The organism is Micromonospora humidisoli, assembly GCF_016900955.1.
Classification (GTDB): Bacteria; Actinomycetota; Actinomycetes; order Mycobacteriales; family Micromonosporaceae; genus Micromonospora; species Micromonospora wenchangensis.
In genome coordinates this window covers 173555-195174 of the sequence record NZ_JAFEUO010000003.1, presented here as the reverse complement: position 1 = coordinate 195174, position 21620 = coordinate 173555, and the positions used below count along the sequence as shown (strand labels likewise).

At 71.9% G+C, this 21620-nt stretch carries 20 protein-coding genes; 11 read left to right on the top strand and 9 right to left on the bottom strand.

Annotation, left to right across the window (positions count from 1 at the left end; genetic code table 11):
• Positions 1–8: 8 nt before the first annotated feature.
• Positions 9–485 carry a MarR family winged helix-turn-helix transcriptional regulator gene (locus JQN84_RS11540; RefSeq protein WP_204958376.1) on the bottom strand — a complete coding sequence of 159 codons (477 nt, stop codon included), beginning with the start codon at positions 483–485 and terminating at the stop codon, positions 9–11.
• A gap of 50 nt (positions 486–535) precedes the next feature.
• Here JQN84_RS11540 and JQN84_RS11535 point away from each other — a divergent pair, with 50 nt between their 5' ends.
• Positions 536–802, top strand: a complete 267-nt coding sequence (locus JQN84_RS11535; protein ID WP_239485264.1) for a hypothetical protein — start codon at positions 536–538, stop codon at positions 800–802.
• A 3-nt stretch (positions 803–805) separates the two neighbouring features.
• Here JQN84_RS11535 and JQN84_RS11530 read toward each other — a convergent pair whose 3' ends face one another.
• The 5 genes from JQN84_RS11530 to dnaA form a co-directional block, all read right to left on the bottom strand.
• A complete protein-coding gene (locus tag JQN84_RS11530; RefSeq protein ID WP_307821167.1) occupies positions 806–1558 on the bottom strand; it encodes a DciA family protein in 753 nt (250 codons plus the stop codon).
• Complete coding sequence (gene recF, locus JQN84_RS11525; protein WP_204958375.1) at positions 1548–2681, bottom strand: DNA replication/repair protein RecF; 1134 nt, start codon at positions 2679–2681, stop codon at positions 1548–1550. Before recF ends, JQN84_RS11530 begins: the two co-directional genes overlap by 11 nt.
• Before the next feature lie 16 nt (positions 2682–2697).
• The gene (gnd, locus tag JQN84_RS11520; protein WP_204958374.1) at positions 2698–3570 is read right to left on the bottom strand and encodes a phosphogluconate dehydrogenase (NAD(+)-dependent, decarboxylating); all 873 of its coding nucleotides are present in this window, start codon (positions 3568–3570) and stop codon (positions 2698–2700) included.
• 40 nt (positions 3571–3610) lie between these two features.
• Positions 3611–4744, bottom strand: coding sequence for a DNA polymerase III subunit beta (gene dnaN / locus JQN84_RS11515; protein ID WP_088643664.1), 1134 nt, complete (start codon positions 4742–4744; stop codon positions 3611–3613).
• Between the two features lie 784 nt (positions 4745–5528).
• A complete protein-coding gene (gene dnaA, locus JQN84_RS11510) occupies positions 5529–7337 on the bottom strand; it encodes a chromosomal replication initiator protein DnaA (protein WP_204958373.1) in 1809 nt (602 codons plus the stop codon).
• Between the two features lie 636 nt (positions 7338–7973).
• Between dnaA and rpmH the strand changes: the two genes are divergently transcribed.
• The 9 genes from rpmH to JQN84_RS31340 all read left to right on the top strand — a co-directional run bounded on the left by rpmH (position 7974) and on the right by JQN84_RS31340 (position 17031).
• On the top strand, positions 7974–8111 hold the full coding sequence (rpmH, locus tag JQN84_RS11505) for a 50S ribosomal protein L34 (RefSeq protein WP_007073824.1): 138 nt from the start codon (positions 7974–7976) through the stop codon (positions 8109–8111).
• A 29-nt stretch (positions 8112–8140) separates the two neighbouring features.
• Positions 8141–8572 (top strand): ribonuclease P protein component, encoded by a 432-nt coding sequence (gene rnpA / locus JQN84_RS11500; protein ID WP_204958372.1) that lies wholly within the window; start codon positions 8141–8143, stop codon positions 8570–8572.
• A 44-nt stretch (positions 8573–8616) separates the two neighbouring features.
• Positions 8617–8856 carry a membrane protein insertion efficiency factor YidD gene (gene yidD, locus JQN84_RS11495; RefSeq protein WP_204925644.1) on the top strand — a complete coding sequence of 80 codons (240 nt, stop codon included), beginning with the start codon at positions 8617–8619 and terminating at the stop codon, positions 8854–8856.
• Between the two features lie 3 nt (positions 8857–8859).
• Complete coding sequence (yidC, locus tag JQN84_RS11490) at positions 8860–9855, top strand: membrane protein insertase YidC (protein WP_204958371.1); 996 nt, start codon at positions 8860–8862, stop codon at positions 9853–9855.
• 212 nt (positions 9856–10067) lie between these two features.
• The gene (locus JQN84_RS11485) at positions 10068–10646 is read left to right on the top strand and encodes a Jag family protein (protein WP_145922477.1); all 579 of its coding nucleotides are present in this window, start codon (positions 10068–10070) and stop codon (positions 10644–10646) included.
• Between the two features lie 118 nt (positions 10647–10764).
• Positions 10765–11466, top strand: a complete 702-nt coding sequence (gene rsmG / locus JQN84_RS11480) for a 16S rRNA (guanine(527)-N(7))-methyltransferase RsmG (protein WP_239485341.1) — start codon at positions 10765–10767, stop codon at positions 11464–11466.
• A gap of 264 nt (positions 11467–11730) precedes the next feature.
• Positions 11731–13077, top strand: a complete 1347-nt coding sequence (locus tag JQN84_RS11475) for a ParA family protein (RefSeq protein ID WP_307821165.1) — start codon at positions 11731–11733, stop codon at positions 13075–13077.
• 27 nt (positions 13078–13104) lie between these two features.
• Positions 13105–14154: a ParB/RepB/Spo0J family partition protein gene (locus tag JQN84_RS11470; protein ID WP_204958369.1), complete on the top strand. Its 1050-nt coding sequence runs from the start codon at positions 13105–13107 to the stop codon at positions 14152–14154.
• A 1842-nt stretch (positions 14155–15996) separates the two neighbouring features.
• Entirely contained in the window at positions 15997–17031 is a 1035-nt protein-coding gene (locus JQN84_RS31340) for a hypothetical protein (RefSeq protein WP_372445968.1), read from the top strand.
• Between the two features lie 55 nt (positions 17032–17086).
• On the opposite strand, the gene JQN84_RS11460 is transcribed toward JQN84_RS31340, so the two are convergent.
• Both JQN84_RS11460 and JQN84_RS11455 read right to left on the bottom strand, forming a co-directional pair.
• On the bottom strand, positions 17087–18082 hold the full coding sequence (locus tag JQN84_RS11460) for a D-alanine--D-alanine ligase family protein (protein WP_204958368.1): 996 nt from the start codon (positions 18080–18082) through the stop codon (positions 17087–17089).
• Positions 18083–18089: 7 nt separating this feature from the next.
• The gene (locus JQN84_RS11455) at positions 18090–19397 is read right to left on the bottom strand and encodes an aminotransferase-like domain-containing protein (protein ID WP_204958367.1); all 1308 of its coding nucleotides are present in this window, start codon (positions 19395–19397) and stop codon (positions 18090–18092) included.
• Positions 19398–19694: 297 nt separating this feature from the next.
• On the opposite strand from JQN84_RS11455, the gene JQN84_RS11450 reads away from it, so the two are divergent.
• On the top strand, positions 19695–20360 hold the full coding sequence (locus JQN84_RS11450; protein WP_204958366.1) for a GNAT family N-acetyltransferase: 666 nt from the start codon (positions 19695–19697) through the stop codon (positions 20358–20360).
• A 28-nt stretch (positions 20361–20388) separates the two neighbouring features.
• Here JQN84_RS11450 and JQN84_RS11445 read toward each other — a convergent pair whose 3' ends face one another.
• On the bottom strand, positions 20389–21543 hold the full coding sequence (locus tag JQN84_RS11445; protein ID WP_204958365.1) for an N-acetylmuramoyl-L-alanine amidase: 1155 nt from the start codon (positions 21541–21543) through the stop codon (positions 20389–20391).
• Positions 21544–21620 lie beyond the last annotated feature (77 nt).

Genomic DNA, 21620 nt, shown 5'->3' with positions numbered 1-21620 from the left:
CAGCGGGGTCAGCTGTCCGGCGGCGTGGGTGCGGCGGTGACCGCGCCGTTGGCGGCGGCTATCACCCGGGTCAACGCCGCGTGCAGGTCGCGTAGCTCGGCCAGCGGCAGCCCGAGCCGGGCGACGACCGCCGGCGGGATCTGCTCGGCGCGTGCGCGCAGCGCCCGACCGCTTCCGGTGAGCGACACGGCCAGGCTGCGTTCGTCGGCCGGGTCCCGCTCGCGGCGCAGGTAGCCGGCCACCTCCAGCCGCTTGAGCAGGGGCGACAGCGTGCCCGGGTCGAGTTGCAGCAGCCGGCTCAGCTCCCGGACCGACAGCGGCGCGTACTGCCAGAGCGCCAGCATGACCAGGTACTGCGGGTGGGTGAGCCCCATCGGCTCCAGCAGCGGCCGGTAGACCGCGACGACGCCCCGGGCGGCGACGGAGAGCGCGAAGCAGACCTGCTCCTCCAGGGCCAGCGGGTCCCCGTCGGGCTGTCCGTCCACGTGTGCTCCTCCTCGTCGCCGTTGCGATGCTACCAACGATTGGTGTACCAATGGTTGGTACACCAATCGTCGAGGAGGGGTCGGTGCCGATGAGCGAGGACAAACCGGCGGCGAAGGCACCTGGCGAGGGTGGCCGGCTGCTGGCCTGGGCGTTCAAGAACCTGGCCGGCCCGCCGGAGGTGGCCGGCGCGGTGCAGGGCGGCTCCCGGCAGGCCCGCGACGCCTGGAAAGAGGACCTGGAACGACGCAAGCAGTGGAGCCGCGAGCAGCGCGAACGAAAGCGCGCCGAGCGGGAGGCCCGCCGCGCCGAACGGTGAGGGTCAGCCGTAGGTGTCGCGCGGCCCCCGACCACGCACCCGGCGTGGCCCACGCGACCAGGACGGCGCCGCCGGCCCGTGGATGTGCAGCTTGCGCACCACGTTGTGGCCGACCTCCCCGGCGATCCGCTTCAACAGCGACCCGGCCAGCAACCGCAGCTGGGTGGCCCACGCGGTCGATCGGGCCTCCACGGTCAGCTCGCCGTCCTCCAGCTTGACCGGGCGGCTGTGCTGGGCGATCTCCGGCCCGACGACCTTTTCCCAGGCGCCGAAGACGGTCGCCTCGGCCGCCGGTTGCTGCCAGCCCCGGGCCTTCATCAGCCGTTCCAGCACCGCGCCCAACGGCTGCGGGTCACGCGGGTCCGGTCCCGGCCCCGAATAGCCGCGCAGCCGTCGCCCACCGCCGTCGGCCGCGCCGGTCACCCCCGGCCGCCGGTTACGGGCCGCCGACTCCCGCCGGGCCCGCGCCGCGTCCAGCACCGCCCGTGCCAGTTCCGGCCCGCTCGCCTGCGCCGCCCCGGCGTCGGCACCCGACGCTCCGCCGGAACCCGCACCACCACCGGCCCCGTCGCGGCCCCGCGAGGTGGCCTCCGAACCACCGGCCCCGGCGTCCGCGCCGGTCCCGGCCGGTCGGCCCCGCGCGCCGTCCGCACCCCCACCGGCTCCCCCGGGGGTACGCGCACCGCGTGCCCCGCCCGGGGCGGTGCGCCCCGGGCGGCCCGTCGACCCGGCGGGCTGCTCCGGTTCAGTCGACACGACGCACCGTCCCCTCCCCGACGGCGTACCGGGTGCCGCGCAGGGCCACCGGGACGTCGTCGTCCACCGCACAGGTCACCAGGAGCTGACCGGCCCCGCCGACCAGTTCGGCCAGCCGTTCCCGGCGGCCCGTGTCCAGCTCGGCGAAGACGTCGTCGAGCACCAGCACCGGTTCGATCCCGTCGGCGCGCAGCAGGTCGTACCCGGCCAGCCGCAGCGCCAGCGCGTACGACCAGGACTCGCCGTGGCTGGCGTACCCCTTGGCGGGCAGCGGGCCGAGGGTGAGCACGAGGTCGTCGCGGTGCGGCCCGACCAGCGTGGTGCCCCGCTCGATCTCGGCCGACCGGGACTCGGCCAGCGCGGTGGTCAAGGCCTCGGCCAGCACCTCCCGGTCGGTGCCCACCCCGGTCAGCTCCACCGACGGCCGGTACGCGATGCCCGCCGCCCCGGCCCCCGCCGCCACCGCGTCGTACGCCTTGGCCACGTGCGGGGTGAGCGCGGCGACCAGTTCCAGCCGGCCGGCGAGCAGCTCGGCCCCGTGCCGCGCCAGGTGGGCGTCCCAGACCGCCAGGGTCGACAGGTCACCGCCGCGCGACCCGCCCGTCTTGCGGGCCAGGTACGCCGTACGCAGCAGGGCGTTGCGCTGCTTGACCACCCGGTCGTAGTCGGCGCGTACCCCGGCGTACCGGGGCTGCCGGAGCACCAACAGGTCGTCGAGGTAGCGGCGGCGTTCAGCCGGGTCGCCCCGGACGAGTTCCAGGTCCTCCGGGGCGAACAGCACCAGTCGCAGCGCGCCGATCACGTCCCGGGCCCGCCGGGCCGGAGAGCGCCCGAGCCGGGCCCGGTTGGCCTTTCCGGGAACGATCTCCAGCTCGATCAGCAGTTCCCGGCCGTCGTGCACCACCGCGCAGCGGATCACGGCGGCGCTCGCCCCCAGCCGGACCAGGGGGGCGTCGGTGGCGACCCGGTGCGAGTCCAGGGTCGCCACGTAGCCCAACGCCTCGACCAGGTTGGTCTTGCCGACGCCGTTCGCGCCGGTCAGGACGTTCGGCCCCGGCTCCAGATCGACGCCGACCCGCTCGTACGAGCGGAAGTCGACCAGTTCGAGCCGGCGGACGTACACAGCCTGTGGATGCCGCTCAGCGCTTGTGCACGGCGTGCCCGCCGAACTGCTGGCGCAGCGCGGCGACCGCCTTCATCGCGGGCGAGTCGTCCTGCCGGGAGGAGAACCTGGCGAACAGGGCGGCGGTGATGACGTTGAGCGGGACGGCCAGCCGGATCGCCTCGTCGACCGTCCAGCGCCCCTCGCCCGTGTCGTCGGTGTACCCGGTCAACGTGGCCAGGTCCGGGTCCTCGTCCAACGCGCGGTCGAGCAGGTCGAGCAGCCAGGACTGGACGACGGTGCCCTCCCGCCAGGACTTGATGATCCCCGGCACGTTCGTCACCATCTCGGCGGCGGAGAGCAGCTCGAAACCCTCGGCGTAGGCGTGCATCAGGCCGTACTCGATGCCGTTGTGCACCATCTTGGCGTAGTGGCCGGCACCGACCGGGCCGGCGTGCACGAAGCCGTGGTCACCTGCCGGCTTCAACGCCTCGAAGATCGGCATCAGGTGGTCGACGTGCTCCTGCGCGCCACCGACCATCAGGGCGTAGCCGTTCACGTTGCCCCAGACCCCGCCGGAGACGCCGACATCGACGTAGCCGATGCCCCGGGCGGCCAGCCGTTCGGCCCGGGGGGCGTCGTCGCTGAACCGCGAGTTGCCGCCGTCGATGATGATGTCGCCCTCGCCCAGCACCTCGGCGAGCGCGTCGATCGTCGCGTCGGTGACGGCGGCGGGGACCATCACCCAGACCGCCCGGGGTGACTGCAGCTTGTCGGCCAGTTCGGCGAGGCTCGTGACGTCGCTGCGGTCGGCGTTGCGGTCGTAGCCGACGACCTCCTGGCCGGCGGCGCGCAACCGCTCGCGCATGTTGCCGCCCATCCGGCCGAGTCCTACCAGGCCGAGCTGCATCTGCTCCTACCTCCGTGCGTCCGGGTGCTGCCGGTGCCGATCAGCGGGACACGCGGATCGGCATGATGAGGTACCGGTACCCAGGGATGACCTCGCCATCCTCACCTGCGGGGGAAATCACCGCCGGCTTGAAGGCGTCCACGAAGCGCAGCAGGGCGTACTGGGCCCCCAGGTTGGCCAGGCCGTCGATCAGGTACTGCGGGTTGAACCCGATGGTCAGCGGCTCGCCGGTGAAGGTGGCCTCCATGGCCTCGCTGGCGCGGGCCTCCTCGGTGCCGCCGGCCTCGACGACCAGCCCGTCGGAGCTGAAGCTGAGCAGCACCGGGGTCGTCCGCTCGGCGACCAGGGCGACCCGCTTGACCACCTCGATCAGGGTGCTCACCGGCACCCGGGCCTCGGCGTTGCTGGTGGCCGGGAAGAGCGAGCGGACCGGCGGGTAGTTGGCCCCGTCGAGCAGCCGGCTGGTGGTGCGGCGGGTGCCGCCGGAGAAACCGATCATGCCTTCGCCGGCACCGCCCTGGGACAGCGCCATGGTCACCTGGCCGCCGAGCGGGCCGAGCGCCTTGGCGGTGTCGTTCAGGGTGCGGGCGGGAACGAGCGCGTTGATGCTGATCTCGGGGTCGTCCGGGTTCCACTCCATCTCGCGCAGGGCGAGCCGGTAGCGGTCGGTGGCGAGCATCGCCAGGGTGCCGCCGGAGAGTTCCAGCCGGACGCCGGTCATCATCGGCAGCGTCTCGTCCCGGCCGGCGGCGATGGCCACCTGGCCGACGGCGGCGGCGAACGCGGCGGCCTCCACGGTGCCGGCGCTCTCCGGCATCTCCGGCAGGGCCGGGTAGTCCTCCACCGGCATGGTGGGCAGGGTGAACCGGGCGCTGCCGCAGACCAGTTCCAGGTGGGCGCCGACCGCGGCGATGTCGACCGGCTTGGCCGGCAGCGCCTTGGTGATCTCGGCGAGCAGCCGGCCGGAGACCAGGGCGGCCCCGTCGGCGTCGCCCTGCACCTCGACGGTCACCTGGCTGGAGACCTCGTAGTCGAAGCCGGAGACCTGGAGGTTGCCGTCGGTGACCCGCAGCATCACCCCGGCGAGCACCGGTACGGACGGCCGGCTGGGCAGGCTCTTCGCGGTCCACGCCACCGCTTCGGCGAGCGCGTCGCGCTCCACTCGGAACTTCATCAATGCCTCCGCGTCGACGTCAGCGACAACTCTCTCATGCCGACCGCTGCCCACCGTCCCGCCCGACCGTGCGGGTACCCATCGCACCTTAGGGCGCGTGGGCATCGGCTGTGCGCCCGACCCCGTGCTTCCGGTGCCGGGGCGACTGCCGACGGCAACGCTGCGGCCCGATCCACAGGAAGTCCAACGGTGATGATTGGTTTTTGATTCTTCAGAAGAGATAACTCATCGTCTTCATCGCACCTGTGCAAACTGTGGGTAACTCGCGTCGTCGCAGCTCAGACACGTTATCCACCGGTGGGTTCGCTGTGGAGAACCGGGGGGTAAACCCCCTGCGCCCTCCACAGGCACCCGGTGTCCCCAGAGTTGTCCACCGTTGTCCACCGGTTGTCCACCGGTAATCCACCGGGTTTACCCCCAGCGCTGTGGACAACCGGTCCGGCCCGGACCGCCGTCGTCCCCAGAACCTTCAACAGGTTGCCCACAGGCCCACCGTCGTCGGTGGACAACGCCGAGGTTGTCCCCAGCCGTCCACAGCACTGTCCCCAGGGTTTGTCCACAGTCTGTGGGTAACCGGCTCCGGACGGAGCGTGGTTATCCACCGGTTGTGGAACAGGGGGTGTGGACAACCGGGTGGTCCTGTGGACAACGACGACGCCGTCATACCCGGATCGTGGCCCCTCGACCCGGTCGAGGGTCAACCTCGCCGGGGCGTACCGCCACGCAAACGCCCGGCCGAGGGGATCGGCCGGGCGTCGGTGGTGCAGCGGGAGTGGCGTACGTCTCAGGTGTTCTGCTTGATCCGGTTGGTCAGCTCGGCGATCTGGTTGTAGAGCGAGCGCCGCTCCGCCATCTGCTGACGGATCTTCCGGTCGGCGTGCATCACCGTGGTGTGGTCCCGACCGCCGAACGCCTGCCCGATCCGGGGCAGCGACAGGTCGGTCAGCTCCCGACAGAGGTACATGGCCACCTGGCGGGCGTTCACCAGCACCCGGGAGCGCGAGTGCCCCCGCAGGTCCTCCAGGCTCACCCCGAAGTACTCCGAGGTGGAGACCATGATCTGGTCGGCGGTGATCTCGGGCCCGGTGCCGTCGGGGATGAAGTCCCGCAGCACCTCCTCGGCCAGCGACAGCTCGACGTTGGAGCGGGTCAGGCTGGCGAACGCGGTGACCCGGATCAGCGCCCCCTCCAGTTCCCGGATCGAGTTCGACACCCGGGAGGCGATGAACTCCAGCACGTCCGGTGGGGCGTACAGCCGCTCCTGGGCCGCCTTCTTCTGCAGGATCGCGATCCGGGTCTCCAGGTCGGGCGGCTGGATGTCGGCCAGCAGCCCCCACTCGAACCGGGTCCGCAGCCGGTCCTCCAACGTCGCCAGCTGTTTCGGCGAGCGGTCGGACGTGATCACGATCTGCTTGTTCGCGTTGTGCAGCGTGTTGAAGGTGTGGAAGAACTCCTCCTGGGTCCGCTCGCGGTTCTCCAGGAACTGGATGTCGTCGATCAGCAGGATGTCGACGTCGCGGTAGCGGCGCTGGAACGCGCTGGTCTTGTCGTCCCGCAGCGAGTTGATGAAATCGTTGGTGAACTCCTCGGTCGAGACGTACCGGACCGAGCGGGCGTTGCCGAGCGTCTGGGCGTAGTGCCCGATCGCGTGCAGCAGGTGGGTCTTGCCCAGCCCCGAGCTGCCGTAGATGAACAGCGGGTTGTACGCCTTGGCCGGTGACTCGGCCACCGCGACGCTCGCCGCGTGGGCGAACCGGTTGGACGAGCCGATGACGAACGTCTCGAACATGTACTTCGGGTTGAGCCGGTTGCCGCTGGACTCCGTACCGCCGGGGCGTCGGTCACCGGCACCGGGGCGGTGGTCGACGCCGGCCCGACCGGGCCCGCTGTCGGTGGTGCCGTCGCGGGCCAGGCCGCGCGGACCCTGCGGGTCACGCGGCGCGCGCCCCTGGTCCCGGTACGCGGGCTCGTAGCCGCGCGGGTCGGCGTCCGGCCCGGGGGGGCGGTGGCGTTCCTCGACCCCGTGCCGCTCAGGGGCGGGGTGGTGCGGTGGGGGCTCGGCGAAGGCGACGCCGAAGAGGGTGTCCTGGCCGCCGTCGCGGCTCACCGGTACCTGGGGCGGGCGGTGCCCGTCGCGCTCCGGCGGCCCGGCCGGTGGCGGCTCCTCCCCGGCCTGCTCCGACGGCCGGGCCTCCCGCTGGTACGGCGGCGCGGGGTCGTCGTAGGCCGGCGACCGGAAGCCGGGATGATCGTCGACGGACGGTCCGGTGACCACCGGGGCGGCCTCGGGCCCGCTGCGGTAGACGGTGCCGGCGGGTCGCCCGGAAGCGTCCTCGGCGATCCGGACGGTGACCGCGACCTGGATCGGGCGGCCCAGCCGACGGGTGAGCGCCTCGGTGATGGCCGGCCGTAACCGGGACTCGATGACGTCCCGGGTGAAGGCGTCCGGCACCGACAGCAGGGCGGTGTCCTCGACGATCGCCCGCAGCCGGGTCAGCCGGAGGTAGGCACGCTGCTGGGCGGAGATGATCTCGTCGGCGAGTTCGTCCGTCGCCGCGGTCCACACCGCGGCAAGGTCGATCGTTCCGGCCACCGTCGTGCCACCCCCTCGCCTCTGCTCCCGGCCGCCGCTGTGGTCCAGCGGATCGTGCCGGGCCCGCCACCGCGTTCGAGCGGGTGGTACCTCTCACCCACCGGACGGCTGACCGGCCGGCATCCACAAGTTATCCACAGCCTGTGTGTACCGACCGATTGTGGCCGCCCGCCGGACGCGGGTCGGACCTGCCCCCCTTGTCGCGAGGGCGTTGAAGCGGGTTCACCGTGCCGAACGATTCACTGCCGGGTCCGGTCTTGCACTCCGAACGACAACCCGGACCTGAAGCTGACCGCAAACGCGCACGGTAACAGCGACGGCGGGCCGCCATCAACCGACACCGCCCCGACGCCCCGTCGGAACCGGGACGCGGGGCCGGATCGGCGGCGGTACCGACCTGCGGAGCCGCAGCCCAGGGCGGTTTGACGGGCATTGCCCCCCTGCGTAGGCTGGAGGGGCTGCTCTGTCGCCCTCTGCTAGGGTGATGGGTGCTCGCTGTCCGTGGTCGCCGCCTCGCCCGCCGAGGTTCCGTGCCGCCGGGCAGCACCGATCGGAGGCCACCGGCGAGGTGGTCTGGTCCATCAAACGACCCCGGGCGAACCCGCACCGGGGACGTACGAAAACGGAGAGCCTGACGTGAGCAAGCGCACCTACCAGCCGAACAACCGCCGGCGCGCGAAGACCCACGGCTTCCGGCTGCGCATGCGCACCCGGGCCGGCCGCGCCATCCTGTCGACCCGCCGCGCCAAGGGTCGCGCCCGCCTGTCGGCCTGAGGCCGACCGGTCCGGCGACGTGGACAGTCGTGCTGACGGCCGCACAACGACTGCGGCGTAGCACCGACTTCGCCGCAGCGGTCCGGGGTGGTCGACGCGTCGGTCGCGGCGCGGTCGTCGTGCACCTGACGCTGCCGGCGGCCTCCACATCCACCGCGGCCACACCCATCGGGACAACCTCGCCGGAGCCGGCGCGGACCACCGACCCGGAGTTGATCTCCGAGTCGAGCCGCGCCGGCTTCGTCGTGTCCAAGGCCGTCGGCCCCGCCGTGGTCCGCAACAAGGTCCGCCGCCGGCTGCGGCACCTGGTCCGCGAGCGGCTGGCCACCCTGCCCGCCGGCAGCACCCTGGTGGTACGCGCCCTGCCCACCGCGGCCGGGACGCCGTACCTCCGGCTGGCGGGCGATCTGGACGCGGCCATCGCCGCCGCCCGGCAGCCCAAGCCGCGGAGGCCGCGGTGAGCAACAGCCCGATCGCGCCGCCGCGCCGGAGCATGGGTGCCCGGATGCTCAGTGGCCCTATCATCGCGTACCGTCGTTGGATAAGTCCGGCGTTGCCGGCCCGCTGCCGGTTCTACCCGTCGTGCAGTGCCTACGCCCTGGAGGCGGTGACCCGTCACGGTGCACTGCGGGGAGCCGGCCTGACGGTCCGGCGGCTGTCGCGCTGCCACCCTTTCCACCCTGGTGGACACGACCCGGTGCCGGAGCCGGGCCGCCGCCGACGCGCCGACGTGACTGGAGTCTGAGAATTGAGTCTCGACTGGATCTACTACGCGATCTCGTGGATCCTGCTGACCTGGCACTCGGCGTGGGACGCCATCGGGGTGCCTGTCGACGCGGTCCTCGGCACCAACTGGTCGTGGATTCTCGCCATCGTCTTCCTGGTGGTCACCGTCCGGGTGATCCTCTTCCCGGTCTTCGTCAAGCAGATCAAGTCCCAGCGGGCGATGCAGGCGCTCCAGCCCAAGGTCAAGGAGCTCCAGGAGAAGCACAAGGGTGACCGGGAGACGCTCCAGAAGGAGATGATGGAGCTCTACCGGAAGGAAAAGGCCAACCCGCTGATGGGCTGCCTTCCGATGTTCCTCCAGATCCCCGTCTTCCTGGGCCTGTTCCACGTGCTGCGCCGGCTCGACCCGGCCAAGGAGGCCAAGAGCCTCTACGGCTGGACGGCCGAGCAGTTCGACAGCGCCTCCAGTGCCAAGATCTTCACCGCCCCGATCGCCGGCAAGTTCGGCTCCACCGCCGACGAGTTGGCCCGCCTCGGTGCGAACGGCACCACCGTGAAGGTGATCGCCGGCATCCTGGTCCTGGTGATGATGGGCACCACCTACCTGACCAGCCGCCAGATGATCCTCAAGACCGGCTGGGCCGAGGACCCGCAGCAGCGGATGATCCAGCGGCTGATGCTCTACGGCATCCCGCTCTCCCTGCTGGTCTCCGGTTCGATCTTCCCGATCGGTGTGATCATCTACTGGGTCACCAACAACCTGTTCACCCTCGGCCAGCAGCAGTGGGTGCTCCGCAAGTTCCCGCCGCTGGTGACCAACAAGGGGGTCACCGGCACCAAGGCGACGACCCCGGGTGGTCGGAACCCGGTGCAGCCGGCCAAGTCCGGTGGTTTCCTCAACCGGAACAAGCCCGCCGCGCAGGTGCCGGCCAAGCCCGCCGCGCCGAAGGTCGCCGGGCCGAAGCCCGGTGCCAAGCCGGCCAACCCGAAGAAGGGCCCGGCCAAGCGCCAGGGTTGAGCCAGCCGGGCTGCCGCCGGCACGACCGGCGGCAGCCTCCGGTACCGCGCAGCCGCCGTGACGGCCGGCGCCGGGCCGGATGCGCCGCGCCCGACGCGGCAGCCGGGACTGCCCCTACCAGACGTGCCCGTGTCGACCGGCCCCCTTCCGCCGGCCGTCCCGGGAGACCAACGGACCCGACGGTCCGGCCGAGCTAGTACGGAGATGACACCGTGACCGACACCAGCATCCCCAGCGCGGACGCCTCGCTCGACGAGGAGACCGTTCCGACCGCCGCGACCGGTGAGGGTGAGCCCGCCGACGGCGGCAGGGAGAAGAAGTCCGCAGGCGAAGGCGAGTTGTTCGCCCAGAGCGAGATCGCCGCCGACTACATCGAGGGCCTGCTCGACATCCTCGACTACGACGGCGACATCGACGAGCTGGTATCCGGTGGTCGTCCGGTCGTCGAGGTGGTCGGCGGCCGGTTGCAGAACCTGGTCGGCCAGCGGGGTGCCACCCTGGAGGCGCTCCAGGAGCTGGCCCGGCTGGCGGTGTTCCGGCAGACCGGTTCGCCGAGCCGGCTCCTGCTCGACGTGGGTGGCTACCGCGCCACCCGGCGCAAGGAACTCGCCGCGGTCGCCAAGAACGCGGTGGAGAAGGTCAAGGAGCACGGTGAGCCGGTCCGGCTGGAGCCGATGTCGGCCTTCGAGCGCAAGTGCGTGCACGACGTGGTCAACGCGATGAGCGGCGTGGAGAGCGAGTCCGAGGGTGTCGAGCCGACCCGACGCATCGTCGTCCGGCCGGCGGACTGAACTGGTGTCCACCGACGACGCCACGACCGATACCGCTGCCGGCCCGGGTGGACCGCCACCCGGGCCGTCGCCCGAGCCGCCCGTACCCTCGGCGCAGGACGCCGCGCTCCCGACCGGGCTGGCCGCCGCCGCGCGGACGCTCTTCGGTGACCGGCTCGACCTGGCCACCGGGTACGCCGAACTGCTCGCCACCGACGCAGTGGTACGCGGCCTGATCGGCCCCCGTGAGGCACCCCGGATCTGGGACCGGCACCTGCTCAACTGCGCGGCCGTCGCCGAACTGATCCCCGAGGACGCCAGCGTGATCGATGTCGGCTCCGGTGCCGGACTGCCCGGGGTGGTGCTGGCGATCGCCCGTCCGGACCTCAACGTCGTGCTGGTCGAGCCGCTGGCCCGGCGTACCTCGTTCCTCGTCGAGACGGTGGAACGGCTCGGGCTGGCCAGGACCGTCCGGGTGTTCCGTGGCCGGGCCGACGAGGCGTCCACCGGAGCGAGCGGTGTCGGCCCGTTCACCGCCGACGTGGCCACCGCCCGCGCGGTGGCGCCGCTGGACCGGCTCGCCACCTGGAGCCTGCCGCTGGTCGTCCCCGGTGGGCGGCTGATCGCCCTCAAGGGGGCCTCCGTAGCGGACGAGATCGTCGAACATGCCGGGGCGGTCGCCGCGCTGGGCGGCGGCGAGCCGACGGTACGACTCTGCGGAGCCGACCTCCTCGACCCGCCCACCACCGTGGTGGAGATCGTCCGGGAGCGGGTGCTCCGCGCTCCTGGCGCGAAGAAGGCCCCGAAGCGGTCGCGTGGCGGTCGCAAGCGCGTCCGCTGAACCCTGACCTGTCGGTCTGGAGCGCCACACGGTGTCACGGACTGCCCGACGGGTGGGGGAGCATCCATCCATCCGACAACGAAGATGGACCCGCCGCGCCCGTCCCCCGTAGGCTGACCGCGCGTCGATAGTGTGGGGCGGGCGGATGTTCGGGGCACCGGGTACCGATCGCCCCCGCCGGGCCGTACGCCCCGCGGTGTGAGCGCGTGTACGGCAAGCGAGACGGGGTGCGGACCGACCATCCGGAGCGGGTAGGGATGACAGGTGCATGACGACGGCAGGTACGACGACCCACGGGTGAACCGGCCCGAGGGGCCGGGCTCAGGCGTGGACCCTGTTTCACGTGAAACCGACCATCAGCAGGGCTGGACGACCGGCGGGCAGCCCATGATCCGTCCGTCGGAGCACGACCCGGGGGTACGCCGGGAGCCGCCCGCGGTCGGTGCCGCCCGTCCGGTGCCCGAGTCGTACGTGCCACCGCCCCCCGTGCCGGCCGGGCCCGACGGTCGACCGGTCAACGCCCCGGACGACCGGGCGACCACCGCGGTACGACGGAACGCGGGGGCATCCTCGCGCTTCGATACACCGGTGCACGGCAACACGCCACCGGTGCCCGTACAGCCCTCTCCCGGCGCGGTGCCCGATGCCGTGACCGTGATCGGTGCCCCCGCTCCCGGGGCCGCCGGTGCGGCGCAGGCCGCGTACGTTTCACGTGAAACCCCGACGCGCGAAGAGGATGATCCACCGTTGGCTATGGAGGCGATGCGCGCCGTGCAGATCCTTAATCCGAGTGGCGAGGTGACCATGCCCCGTCCCGAGCGGACCCGGGTGATGTGCGTTGCCAATCAGAAGGGCGGCGTGGGCAAGACCACGACCACGGTGAACCTGGCGGTGGCCCTGGCCCTGCACGGGAACCGGGTGCTGGTGGTCGACCTCGACCCGCAGGGCAACGCTTCCACCGGGTTGAACGTCCCGCACCATACCGGTGTGCCGGACGTCTACGACTGCCTGATCGACAGCGTGCCGCTGGCCGAGGTCGCCCAGGAGGTGGAGGGCATCCCCAACCTGTGGTGTGTGCCGGCGACCATCGACCTGGCCGGCGCGGAGATCGAGCTGGTCTCGGTGGTCGCTCGGGAGTCCCGGCTGAACCGGGCCATCGAGGCGTACCCGGGGCACTTCGACTACGTGTTCATAGACTGCCCGCCCTCCCTCGGACTGCTGACGGTCAACGCTCTGGTGGCCGCCCAGGAGGTGCTGATCCCGATCCAGTGCGAGTACTACGCGCTGGAAGGGCTGAACCAGTTGATAAACAACATCAATCTGGTACGCCAGCACCTGAACCCGAAGCTGGCCGTCTCGACGATCCTGCTCACCATGTACGACCGCCGTACCCGGCTGGCCGACGCGGTGGAACAGGACGTCCGTAACCACTTCGGCGACAAGGTCCTTCAGGCCGTCATTCCCCGCAACGTCCGCGTGTCGGAGGCCCCGAGCTACGGGCAGTCTGTGATGACCTACGATCCCGGATCGCGGGGGGCCACGAGTTACTTCGAGGCCGCCCAGGAGATTGCCGAGCGCGGTGCCAAGGAGCCGGTGATCCGGAATGCGTAGTGCGGACGAGTCGCTGGGAGGCGTCGCATGAAGAACCGTCCACGGGGCGGTCTGGGTAGAGGGCTCGGTGCGCTGATCCCGACCGGGCCTGTGCAGGAGAGCAGCACGGCCACGGCGACCATGCCCGTGGAGGTCGACCCGGCGCGTCCGGTGATCGAAACGTCCGCCGATCCCGTGAGCCCGGCCCTGTCGATGCCCACCCCGACGGTCAGCGCGCCGCCGCCCGAGGAACCCCAACTCAGCCCGGTGCCCGGCGCGCGCTTCGCGGAGATCTCCGTCGACGCGATCGTGCCGAACCCGAAACAGCCCCGGCACGTCTTCGACGAGGAGGCGTTGGAGGAACTGAAGACCTCCATCCAGGAGGTCGGCTTCCTCCAGCCGATCGTCGTGCGTCAGCTCGACGGCGAGAAGTACGAACTCGTCATGGGCGAGCGGCGCTGGCGTGCCGCCCAGGCGGTCGGCCGGGAGAGCATCCCGGCAATCGTCCGGGAAACCAAGGACGACGCGATGCTCCGGGACGCGCTCCTGGAGAACATCCACCGGGCCAACCTCAATCCGCTGGAAGAGGCCGCCGCGTACCAGCAACTGCTGGAGGAGTTCGGCGCCACCCACGAGGAACTGGCCCGCCGGATCGGACGGAGCCGGCCGCAGATCTCGAACACGATCCGACTGCTGAACCTGCCCCCGCAGGTCCAGCGTCGGGTGGCCGCCGGTGTGCTGTCGGCCGGCCACGCCCGTGCGCTGCTCAGCCTCGACGAGTCGGAGGCACAGGAGCAGCTCGCCCTGCGCATCGTCGCCGAAGGACTCTCTGTGCGGGCAACCGAGGAGATCGTTGCTCTGGCGCTCAGCGACGGCCCCACGAAGACGCCGGCCGCCAAGCGTCGGGCCAAGCCGCACGCGCCCGCATTGACCGACCTGGCCGACCGACTCTCCGACCGGTTCGACACCCGGGTGAAGGTGGACATCGGCCGGAGCAAGGGCAAGATCACGATCGAGTTCGCCACGGTGGACGATCTGGAGCGGATCGTCGGCATCATCGGCGTCGGTGAGGAAGAACAGGCGGAACCCGAGGACTGACGACCGTCCGGCACGCCGGCACAGCCCCGTCCGCCCGAGCCTGCCCTGATCGTCGTTTCCGGCCGCGTACCCCGAGTGGGTACGCGGCCGGTCGCTTCTCCCGTGGAACTGCCAGTCGGGGTTGCTCGACCGTCCGGCTTGCTGTCGACGGGGGACACGAGGCTCGGCATAGTGCATTCCGGGATTCCCGACCTCCCATGCCGTCGAGGGCGGCGGGTGGTCGGTCGACCTGACGACGGGACACCTGCGGAAGAGGATGTCGGCGTTGTCCGCCCGAGCGGACGGCTTCCCGGTGGAAGTCCGCTTCCGGGGTGGCATCAACTCGGCTGCCGCTTCCGGCGTGATCGGTGGCCGCCGCAGGCCCGACTGGCCGTGGCGGCGACGGCACCACTGGCCTACCCCGGGGTCCGTTTCACGTGAAACCCGGGATGCGGCGGCGATGCTCGGCTCGCCGTCACCGCATGGCAAGTGGTGCTCTGGTGAACGACCAACCAGAGAGGACCGGACCCGACGGGTACGGGCGGTGGCGAGCCAGCGAGCGCCGCGCTTCCGATGTCGGTACGACCGGGCTCCGAAGCAGTGAGGCGGGGTGGTCGACGGCGCGCGGGCCTCGGCTGTCCGGTGCGGGTGGCGGGAGTCTCGCCTCCCCCGTCCGACCCGGTGAGCCTTGTGAGGCATGGACGACGACGGCAGAGGTGGAACCAGCCGGAATCGCAGCGCAGAGATCAGCCCGGGTTGGCTGCTCAGATCGCCTGGGACGCGATGAACGCCGCGCCCCACAACTGAGTCTGTCCGGGAGGCGTGAAGGCCGGCACGATCGAGCTGAGGGGCCCCACGGCGCGATCACGCCCGACCGGGCGTCGAAGGAGTGACCAGGAGGGTCCAACATCGCAACGTTTCACGTGGAACACCGGGTCAAGCGGCATTCATGACCACCCCGCCACTCCGCCAAGGTGACTCTCGCCAGCCGCCAGCAACAACCGCGCCGCGACTCCCCGCCCGATGACCTGCCGGGCCTACACCCCAGGTTGTCGACACGCGGCGACCCAGCTACCGCTCACCATCCGGACCGGACCCGCGCCGCCACTCCCTTGTCACCACCCGGCTGATCTCCTCGGTGCACCTCCGCGCGCGATCCGACCGATGGCCGGCTCTGACTGCAGGCCGTTGCCGGTGTGGAATCCATCGGCAACGGCACGTCCATCCGGGCGACGTCGAGACCGGCCGAGTGGTGCCGGGCCGCCCCGCCGAGGACGCGACGCCGGCCCACCTGCACCCTCGAACACGCAACGCGGGGCGCTGTTTCACGTGAAACCCGCCCGATCAGGTACCGGCCGGCTGCTTACTCGGTGCCGATCGCGGTGTCCCGCAGTGCCACCTCCACCGAGGAAAGCAAAGTGGCCGACGTGAAGGGTGACCGGACCCCGCCGGTGGCCGCTCCTGCCTGCCCGCCCCGCGCCAGGGGCCAGAAGAGTGGACCCGGGTGACCTGATCCCCGGCACCCGTTGCGGAAAAACGGCGGTCACCCAGCAGCCAGGCGAAGCCCTCGATCGTTGAGGAAGACGGACCCCTGCATCCTGTGAACAGTGCTGTGGATGAAGCGCCGAAGTTATCCACAGAAGTTTTCCACAGGCCGCACCCGTTTCACGTGAAACAGCGCGTCAGAACCCTCCCCAGCCTGTGGATGACGGGGTGTGGTGGTGATCTCATCAGCCTGTGGACAACCGTCGTGACGCCCACTCGCGCCCACCCGTCAGCCGCCTCCCACTGGCCGAAATCACCTCATGATCAGCGGCGTTCGGGGTAGGGACAGCGGTCCTCGTCTCGGTTAGGGTCAGCGTCGTGCACGACACCCCTTCCCCCTCAGTTCCGGACTTCACCCAGTGGCCGTCGTTCCCCTTCGAAGGTGACCTGCGGGTCAAGCAGCTCGACGAGCCGGTAGCGGTCGAGCCTCCCCGCAAGGGCGAAGGGCTTCGGGAATGCATCGCCTGCAACGCGCCGGATGACGCGTACATCTGGGTGGGTGAGCGCTGGCGGGTCCGGGCGATGGATCGCCCCACCGGCCTGCCGATGGTGCTCATCCTGGAGTCGCGGTCCCACCTCGACCTGGGCGACCTGCCCAACCTGCTCGCCGCCGAACTCGGGGTGATGACCGTTCGGCTGGAGCGCGCCATCCGCTCGCTGGACGGGGTCGCCCGGGTGCACGTGAACCGGTGGGGCGACGGGTCCGCCCATCTGCACATGTGGTTCCTGGCCCGGCCCTACGGTCGGCTCCAGCTGCGTGGCACGTTCCTGTCGCTCTGGGACTCGATTCTGCCCCCCATCTCGGAATCCCAGTGGCGGGAAAACCTCGCGCACGTCGCGGCCTGGCTGGCCGAGTTCGGTGGACGCCCGCTCGCCGAGCCGCCGCGCATCCAGTGGCAGACGCCCTCCAGCATCGCCGCGCAGTCGTCGGCCGAAGCCGCAGCGGCAGCCGCCGAGGACGCCGTCTCGGTGATCGAATCGGAGGAGGAGACCCCGCTCCCGCTCCCGGAGCACGGGGCCACCCCGGACCTGCCCACCCCGCCGGCAGCACCCGCCGTCGCGGAGGACGCCGCATCGGGAAACGCCCAGGCGGAGCCGCCTGGCAACCGCACGCGGGGCGACGACGGTGCCCTGGGCGACGACCTCGGCCCGGAGACCGACCGGGACAGCGGTCAGCCCACCGAGGCCGCAACCCACCCGCGCAGCCCGGCAGGAAACCCGGGCACCGATCCGGCCACGAGCGGCCCCGACGATCCAACGGTGGAGGCCGCCCGGACCACCACGACCGACGACCCGACCGGAACCGGGGACCACACCGGCGGAACGGTCACCCCGGACCCCGCCCGGCGTTGACGGAGCCCCGGCGGCGGGCCGGTGAACCGCCGCGGGGCCGGTGGACAGCAGAGGGTCAGGATCGGCGGGCGGCGGCCCGGCCGACCAGCGTGCCGAGGACCTGACCGAAGTCAAGCCCGGCCGCCTGGACCGCCAACGGCAGCAGCGACGTCTCCGTCATGCCGGGCGAGACGTTGACCTCCAACACGTGGGGCTGGCCGTCCCCGTCGACGATCAGGTCGACCCGGGACAGGTCACGCAGCCCGAGCGCGGTGTGTGCGGCCAACGCCACCTCGGCCACCGCGCCGGCCACGGCCGGATCGAGCCGGGCCGGCGCGTGCCAGGTGGTACGGCCGGCGGTGTAGCGGGCCGCGTAGTCGTACACCCCGTTGCGGGGGACGATCTCCACCGGCGGCAGCGCCTGCGGTCCGTCGCCGAGATCGAGCACCGACACCGCGACATCCATGCCGGCGACGTACCGCTCGACCAGCGCCGTGGAGTCGTACGCGAAGCAGCCGACCATCGCGGCCGGGAGGGCGGCGGCGTCCTTGACCACGGCGGCGCCGAGGCCCGAACCGCCCTGCGTCGGCTTGACCATCAGTGGCAGCCCGAGCCGGTCCACGATCCGGTCGAGCACGGCCACCGCGCCCAGCTCGGAGAAACGGTCGTGCGGCAGGGCCACCCAGTCGGGGGTGGGAATGCCGTTCTCCCGCAGCACCGCCTTGGCCGACGGCTTGTCCCAGGCCAGCCGGGCGGCCCGCGCGTCACACCCGACGTAGGGCGCGTCGCAGAGGTCGAGCACGCCGCGCAGTGAACCGTCCTCGCCTGTCGCGCCGTGCAGGGCGATCACCACCGCGTCGGGCGGGTCGGCGGCGAGCGCGGGCAGCAGCGCCACGTCGGCATCGCGTAGTTCCGCCTCAACCCCGGCGCTACGCAACGCGTCGAGAACCCGCCGGCCGGACCGCAGGGAGACGTCCCGCTCGTAGGACAGGCCACCGGCGAGCACGAGCACGTGCAGGTCGGTGGCGGTGGAACCGGTCACGAGGGAGCGTTCGACGGGGGTGACAGCCATGCCGGAATCATGCCAAGTCGGGGCCGGGGACGTCCGGACCACCCCGCCGGCCGCCGGTCGGGGTGACCGGCCCGAAGACCTGCCGCATCGCCAGCTCCTGCTCCATCACCCGGGCCAGCCGGCGCACCCCCTCGCGGATCCGCTCCGGGGCGGGGAAGGAGAAGTTGAGCCGCATGTTGCCGGTGCCGGTGCCGTCGGCATAGAAACCGGTGCCCGGCACGTACGCGACCCGGGCGGCGATGGAACGCGGCATCATCGCCTTGGCGTCCAGCCCGTCGGGCAGGCTGGCCCAGACGAACAGCCCACCGGTGGGCCTGGTCCAGGTGGTGCCCTCGGGCATCTGGTCGTGCAGTGCGCCGAGCAGCGCGTCGCGGCGCTCCCGGTAGAGCTCCCGGTAGACCTTGAGCTGTTCGCGCCAGGGCATCGTCGACAGGTACGTCGAGACGGCGGCCTGCGCGAAGGCGCTGGGGCAGAGGATCTGCGCCTCGCTGGCGATGACCAGCTTGTCGCGGACGGCGTGCGGGGCGAGGATCCAGCCCACCCGTAGCCCGGGGGCGAAGGTCTTGGAGAAGGTGCTCAGGTAGAACACCCCGTCGCGGCGGCGGGCCCGCAGCGGCGCGGGCGCGTCGCCCTCGAAACCCAGCTGGCCGTAAGGGTCGTCCTCGACCACCAGCAGGCCGGCCCGCTCGCAGATGTCGAGCACCCGTTCCCGCCGTTCGTCGCTCAGCGTCACGCCGGCCGGGTTCTGGTAGGTGGGGATGGTGTAGAGGAACTTCACCCGCCGGCCGGCGCGGGCCTGGTCGGCGATGGCCACCTCCAGAGCCTCCGGGATCAGCCCGTCGTCGTCCATCGGCACGTGCACGACCTGGGCCTGGGCGGCCTGGAACACCCCGAGTGCGCCGACGTACGTCGGGCCCTCGGCGAGCACCACGTCACCCGGGTCGAGGAAGAGCCGGGCCACCAGGTCGAGCGCCTGCTGCCCGCCGACGGTGACCACCACGTCGTCGGGGGAGGCACCGCAGGAGGCGTCGATGCCGGAGAGCGCCATCACCTCGCAGATCCGTTCGCGCAGCTCCGGGCTGCCCTGGCCGATGCCGTACTGGAGGGTGGTGGAGCCGTGCTCGGCGCCGAGCCGGCCGAGCATCTCGCCGACCGCGTCGAGCGGCAGCGCGGCGATGTAGGGTGCGCCACCGGCGAGCGAGACGACCTCCGGCCGGCTGGCGACCGCGAAGAGGGCCCGGATCTCCGAGGCGGTCATGCCCCGGACCCGCCGGGCGTACCGGTCGGTGTAGTCGTCGAGCGTCGTTCCGGTCATGACATCACCTCGATCGGGTGTCGGTCGGGCTCCCGCCCGCTGGGGTACCCGCGGTGCCGGCGACCATGGCGGCGCGGGACGCCGGTCGGCCGATCGTAGTCCCCGCCCGGCAGCCCAGCGGTCACGATTCGGGTCGGGTCCACATCCCGGACGCCCCGTCCCCGTCCCGGGTGGCTATTCGCGCGTCCCCTCCCGTACGGTCGGCAGGCGGCGTACGATCGCTCGTCGGGGACGCAGCGGGCGATGCTGCCGCCGCGGGCTGGTCTCGCCTCCGAGCCTAAGTGTGGGGATGCTCTGATGTCGCGACGTCTGGTCAGTCTGACCCTCGACACCCTGGAAGACCTGCCTCGCCCGTGCCGGCAGTGCGTCTACTGGGAGCTGGACCCGGTTTCCGCCGAGCGGGCCTGCGCCAACGGCGACCCGGGGCTGGAGAAGGAGGCGTGGGTCTCCCAGACACTGCTGGAGTGGGGTTCCTGCGGCAAGCTGGCGTACGTCGACGGGATGCCCGCCGGGTTCGTGATGTACGCGCCGCCGGCCTACGTACCCCGGTCGATGGCGTTTCCGACCTCACCGGTCTCGGCGGACGCCGCGCTGCTGATGACCGCCAACGTGGTGCCCACCTTCGCCGGTGGCGGGTTGGGCCGGATGCTGGTTCAGGGTGTCGCCCGGGATCTGACGAAGCGGGGCATCAAGGCGATCGAGGCGTTCGGCGACGCGAAGTTCGGTGACGAGCCGGACGACACCCGGGCCTGTGTCGCCCCGACCGACTTCTTCCTCTCGGTGGGCTTCAAGACGGTCCGCCCGCACCCCCGCTACCCACGCCTGCGCCTGGAGCTGCGCACCGCGCTGAGCTGGAAGTCCGACGTCGAGTACGCGCTGGAGAAGCTGCTCGGCTCGATGAGCCCGGAGAGCCTGCTGCGGCCGGTACGCCCCGCCCCGGCCACCCGCTCCAGCGCGGGCTGACCGGGCGTCGACGCGGGCCGCGCCCGGCTCAGTCGCGGACCGCGCCGGCCGCCACCACCGCCCGCAGGGCGCTGACGTCGATCGAGCCGGTCGGCACGTCCCGTTCGACCGGGAAGAACATCCGCTGTACGGCCGCCACGAGCGCCTCGACGATCCGGTCCCGGAACCGGGGGTCGACCAGCCGGGCCCAGTCCTGCGGCGAGGTCAGGTAGCCCACCTCGACCCGTACGGCGGGCATCCTGGTCAGCCGCAGCAGGTCCCACGCCTTGGCGTGGGTACGGCAGTCGCGCAGCCCGGTCCGCGCCACGATCTCCCGCTGCACCAGCCCGGCGAGCCGCTCCCCGGTGGCCGAGGTGACACCGTTGTCGGTGCCGTAGTGGTAGGTGGCGACCCCGTCGGCGGCCGGGTTGGCGTGGCCGTCGGTGTGCAGCGAGATGAACACGTCGGCACCGAGGGAGTTGGCCAACTCGGCCCGGTCGATGTCCGGCAGGCAGGTCCGGGGCGCGGGACCCCGGGTCAGCTGCACCCGGACGCCGGCTGCGGCGAGCCGCCCCTCCAGCCGGCTGGCCAGGTCGTGCACCAGATCCGCCTCGGTCCAGCGCAGCGTCCCGTCGGCCACCACCACCCCCGGATCGGTGCCGCCGTGGCCGGGGTCGATGACGACGGTCCGCCCGACCAGGGTGGGACCGGACTGCCGGATCGCGTCGGATTCGCGTAGCCACTGGGGTCGTCCGCCGACCACCTTGCGGCCGAGCCGGCGCAGCGCGCCCATCGTGTACGGCCCGCAGGAGCCGTCCGGTTTCAGCCCCACCTCACGCTGGAACTGCGCCACCGCCCGCGAGGTGCGTACGCCGTAGACGGCGTCGGCACCGCCGACGTCGTACCCCATCTCCAGCAGGCGTTCCTGTAGGGACCGGACGTCCTCGCCGATCAGCGGGTCGGGCACCGCGTGGTAGAGGGTCCGGGCGCCGAGCCGCCAGCGGGCGGCGTCCAGGGCCCGCCAGGTCTCGGCACCGACCCGCCCGTCCGCGCTGAGCCCACGCGACTGCTGGAAGGCCCGGACGGCACGTTCGGTGGCGGCGTCGAACTCGTCGCCGGGCGCGGTGAGGAGGTCCAGGCCGGTCAGGACGGCACGGATCTCGGTCACTGCCGGTCCGCGGTCACCGGGTCGGATCGGACGCACGCAGGACCCCCTCAGAGGTTGGCTGCCGGGCACCTTCGCTGACGGCCACGCTTGCGCCTCCGGTAGGACCAGCGCTT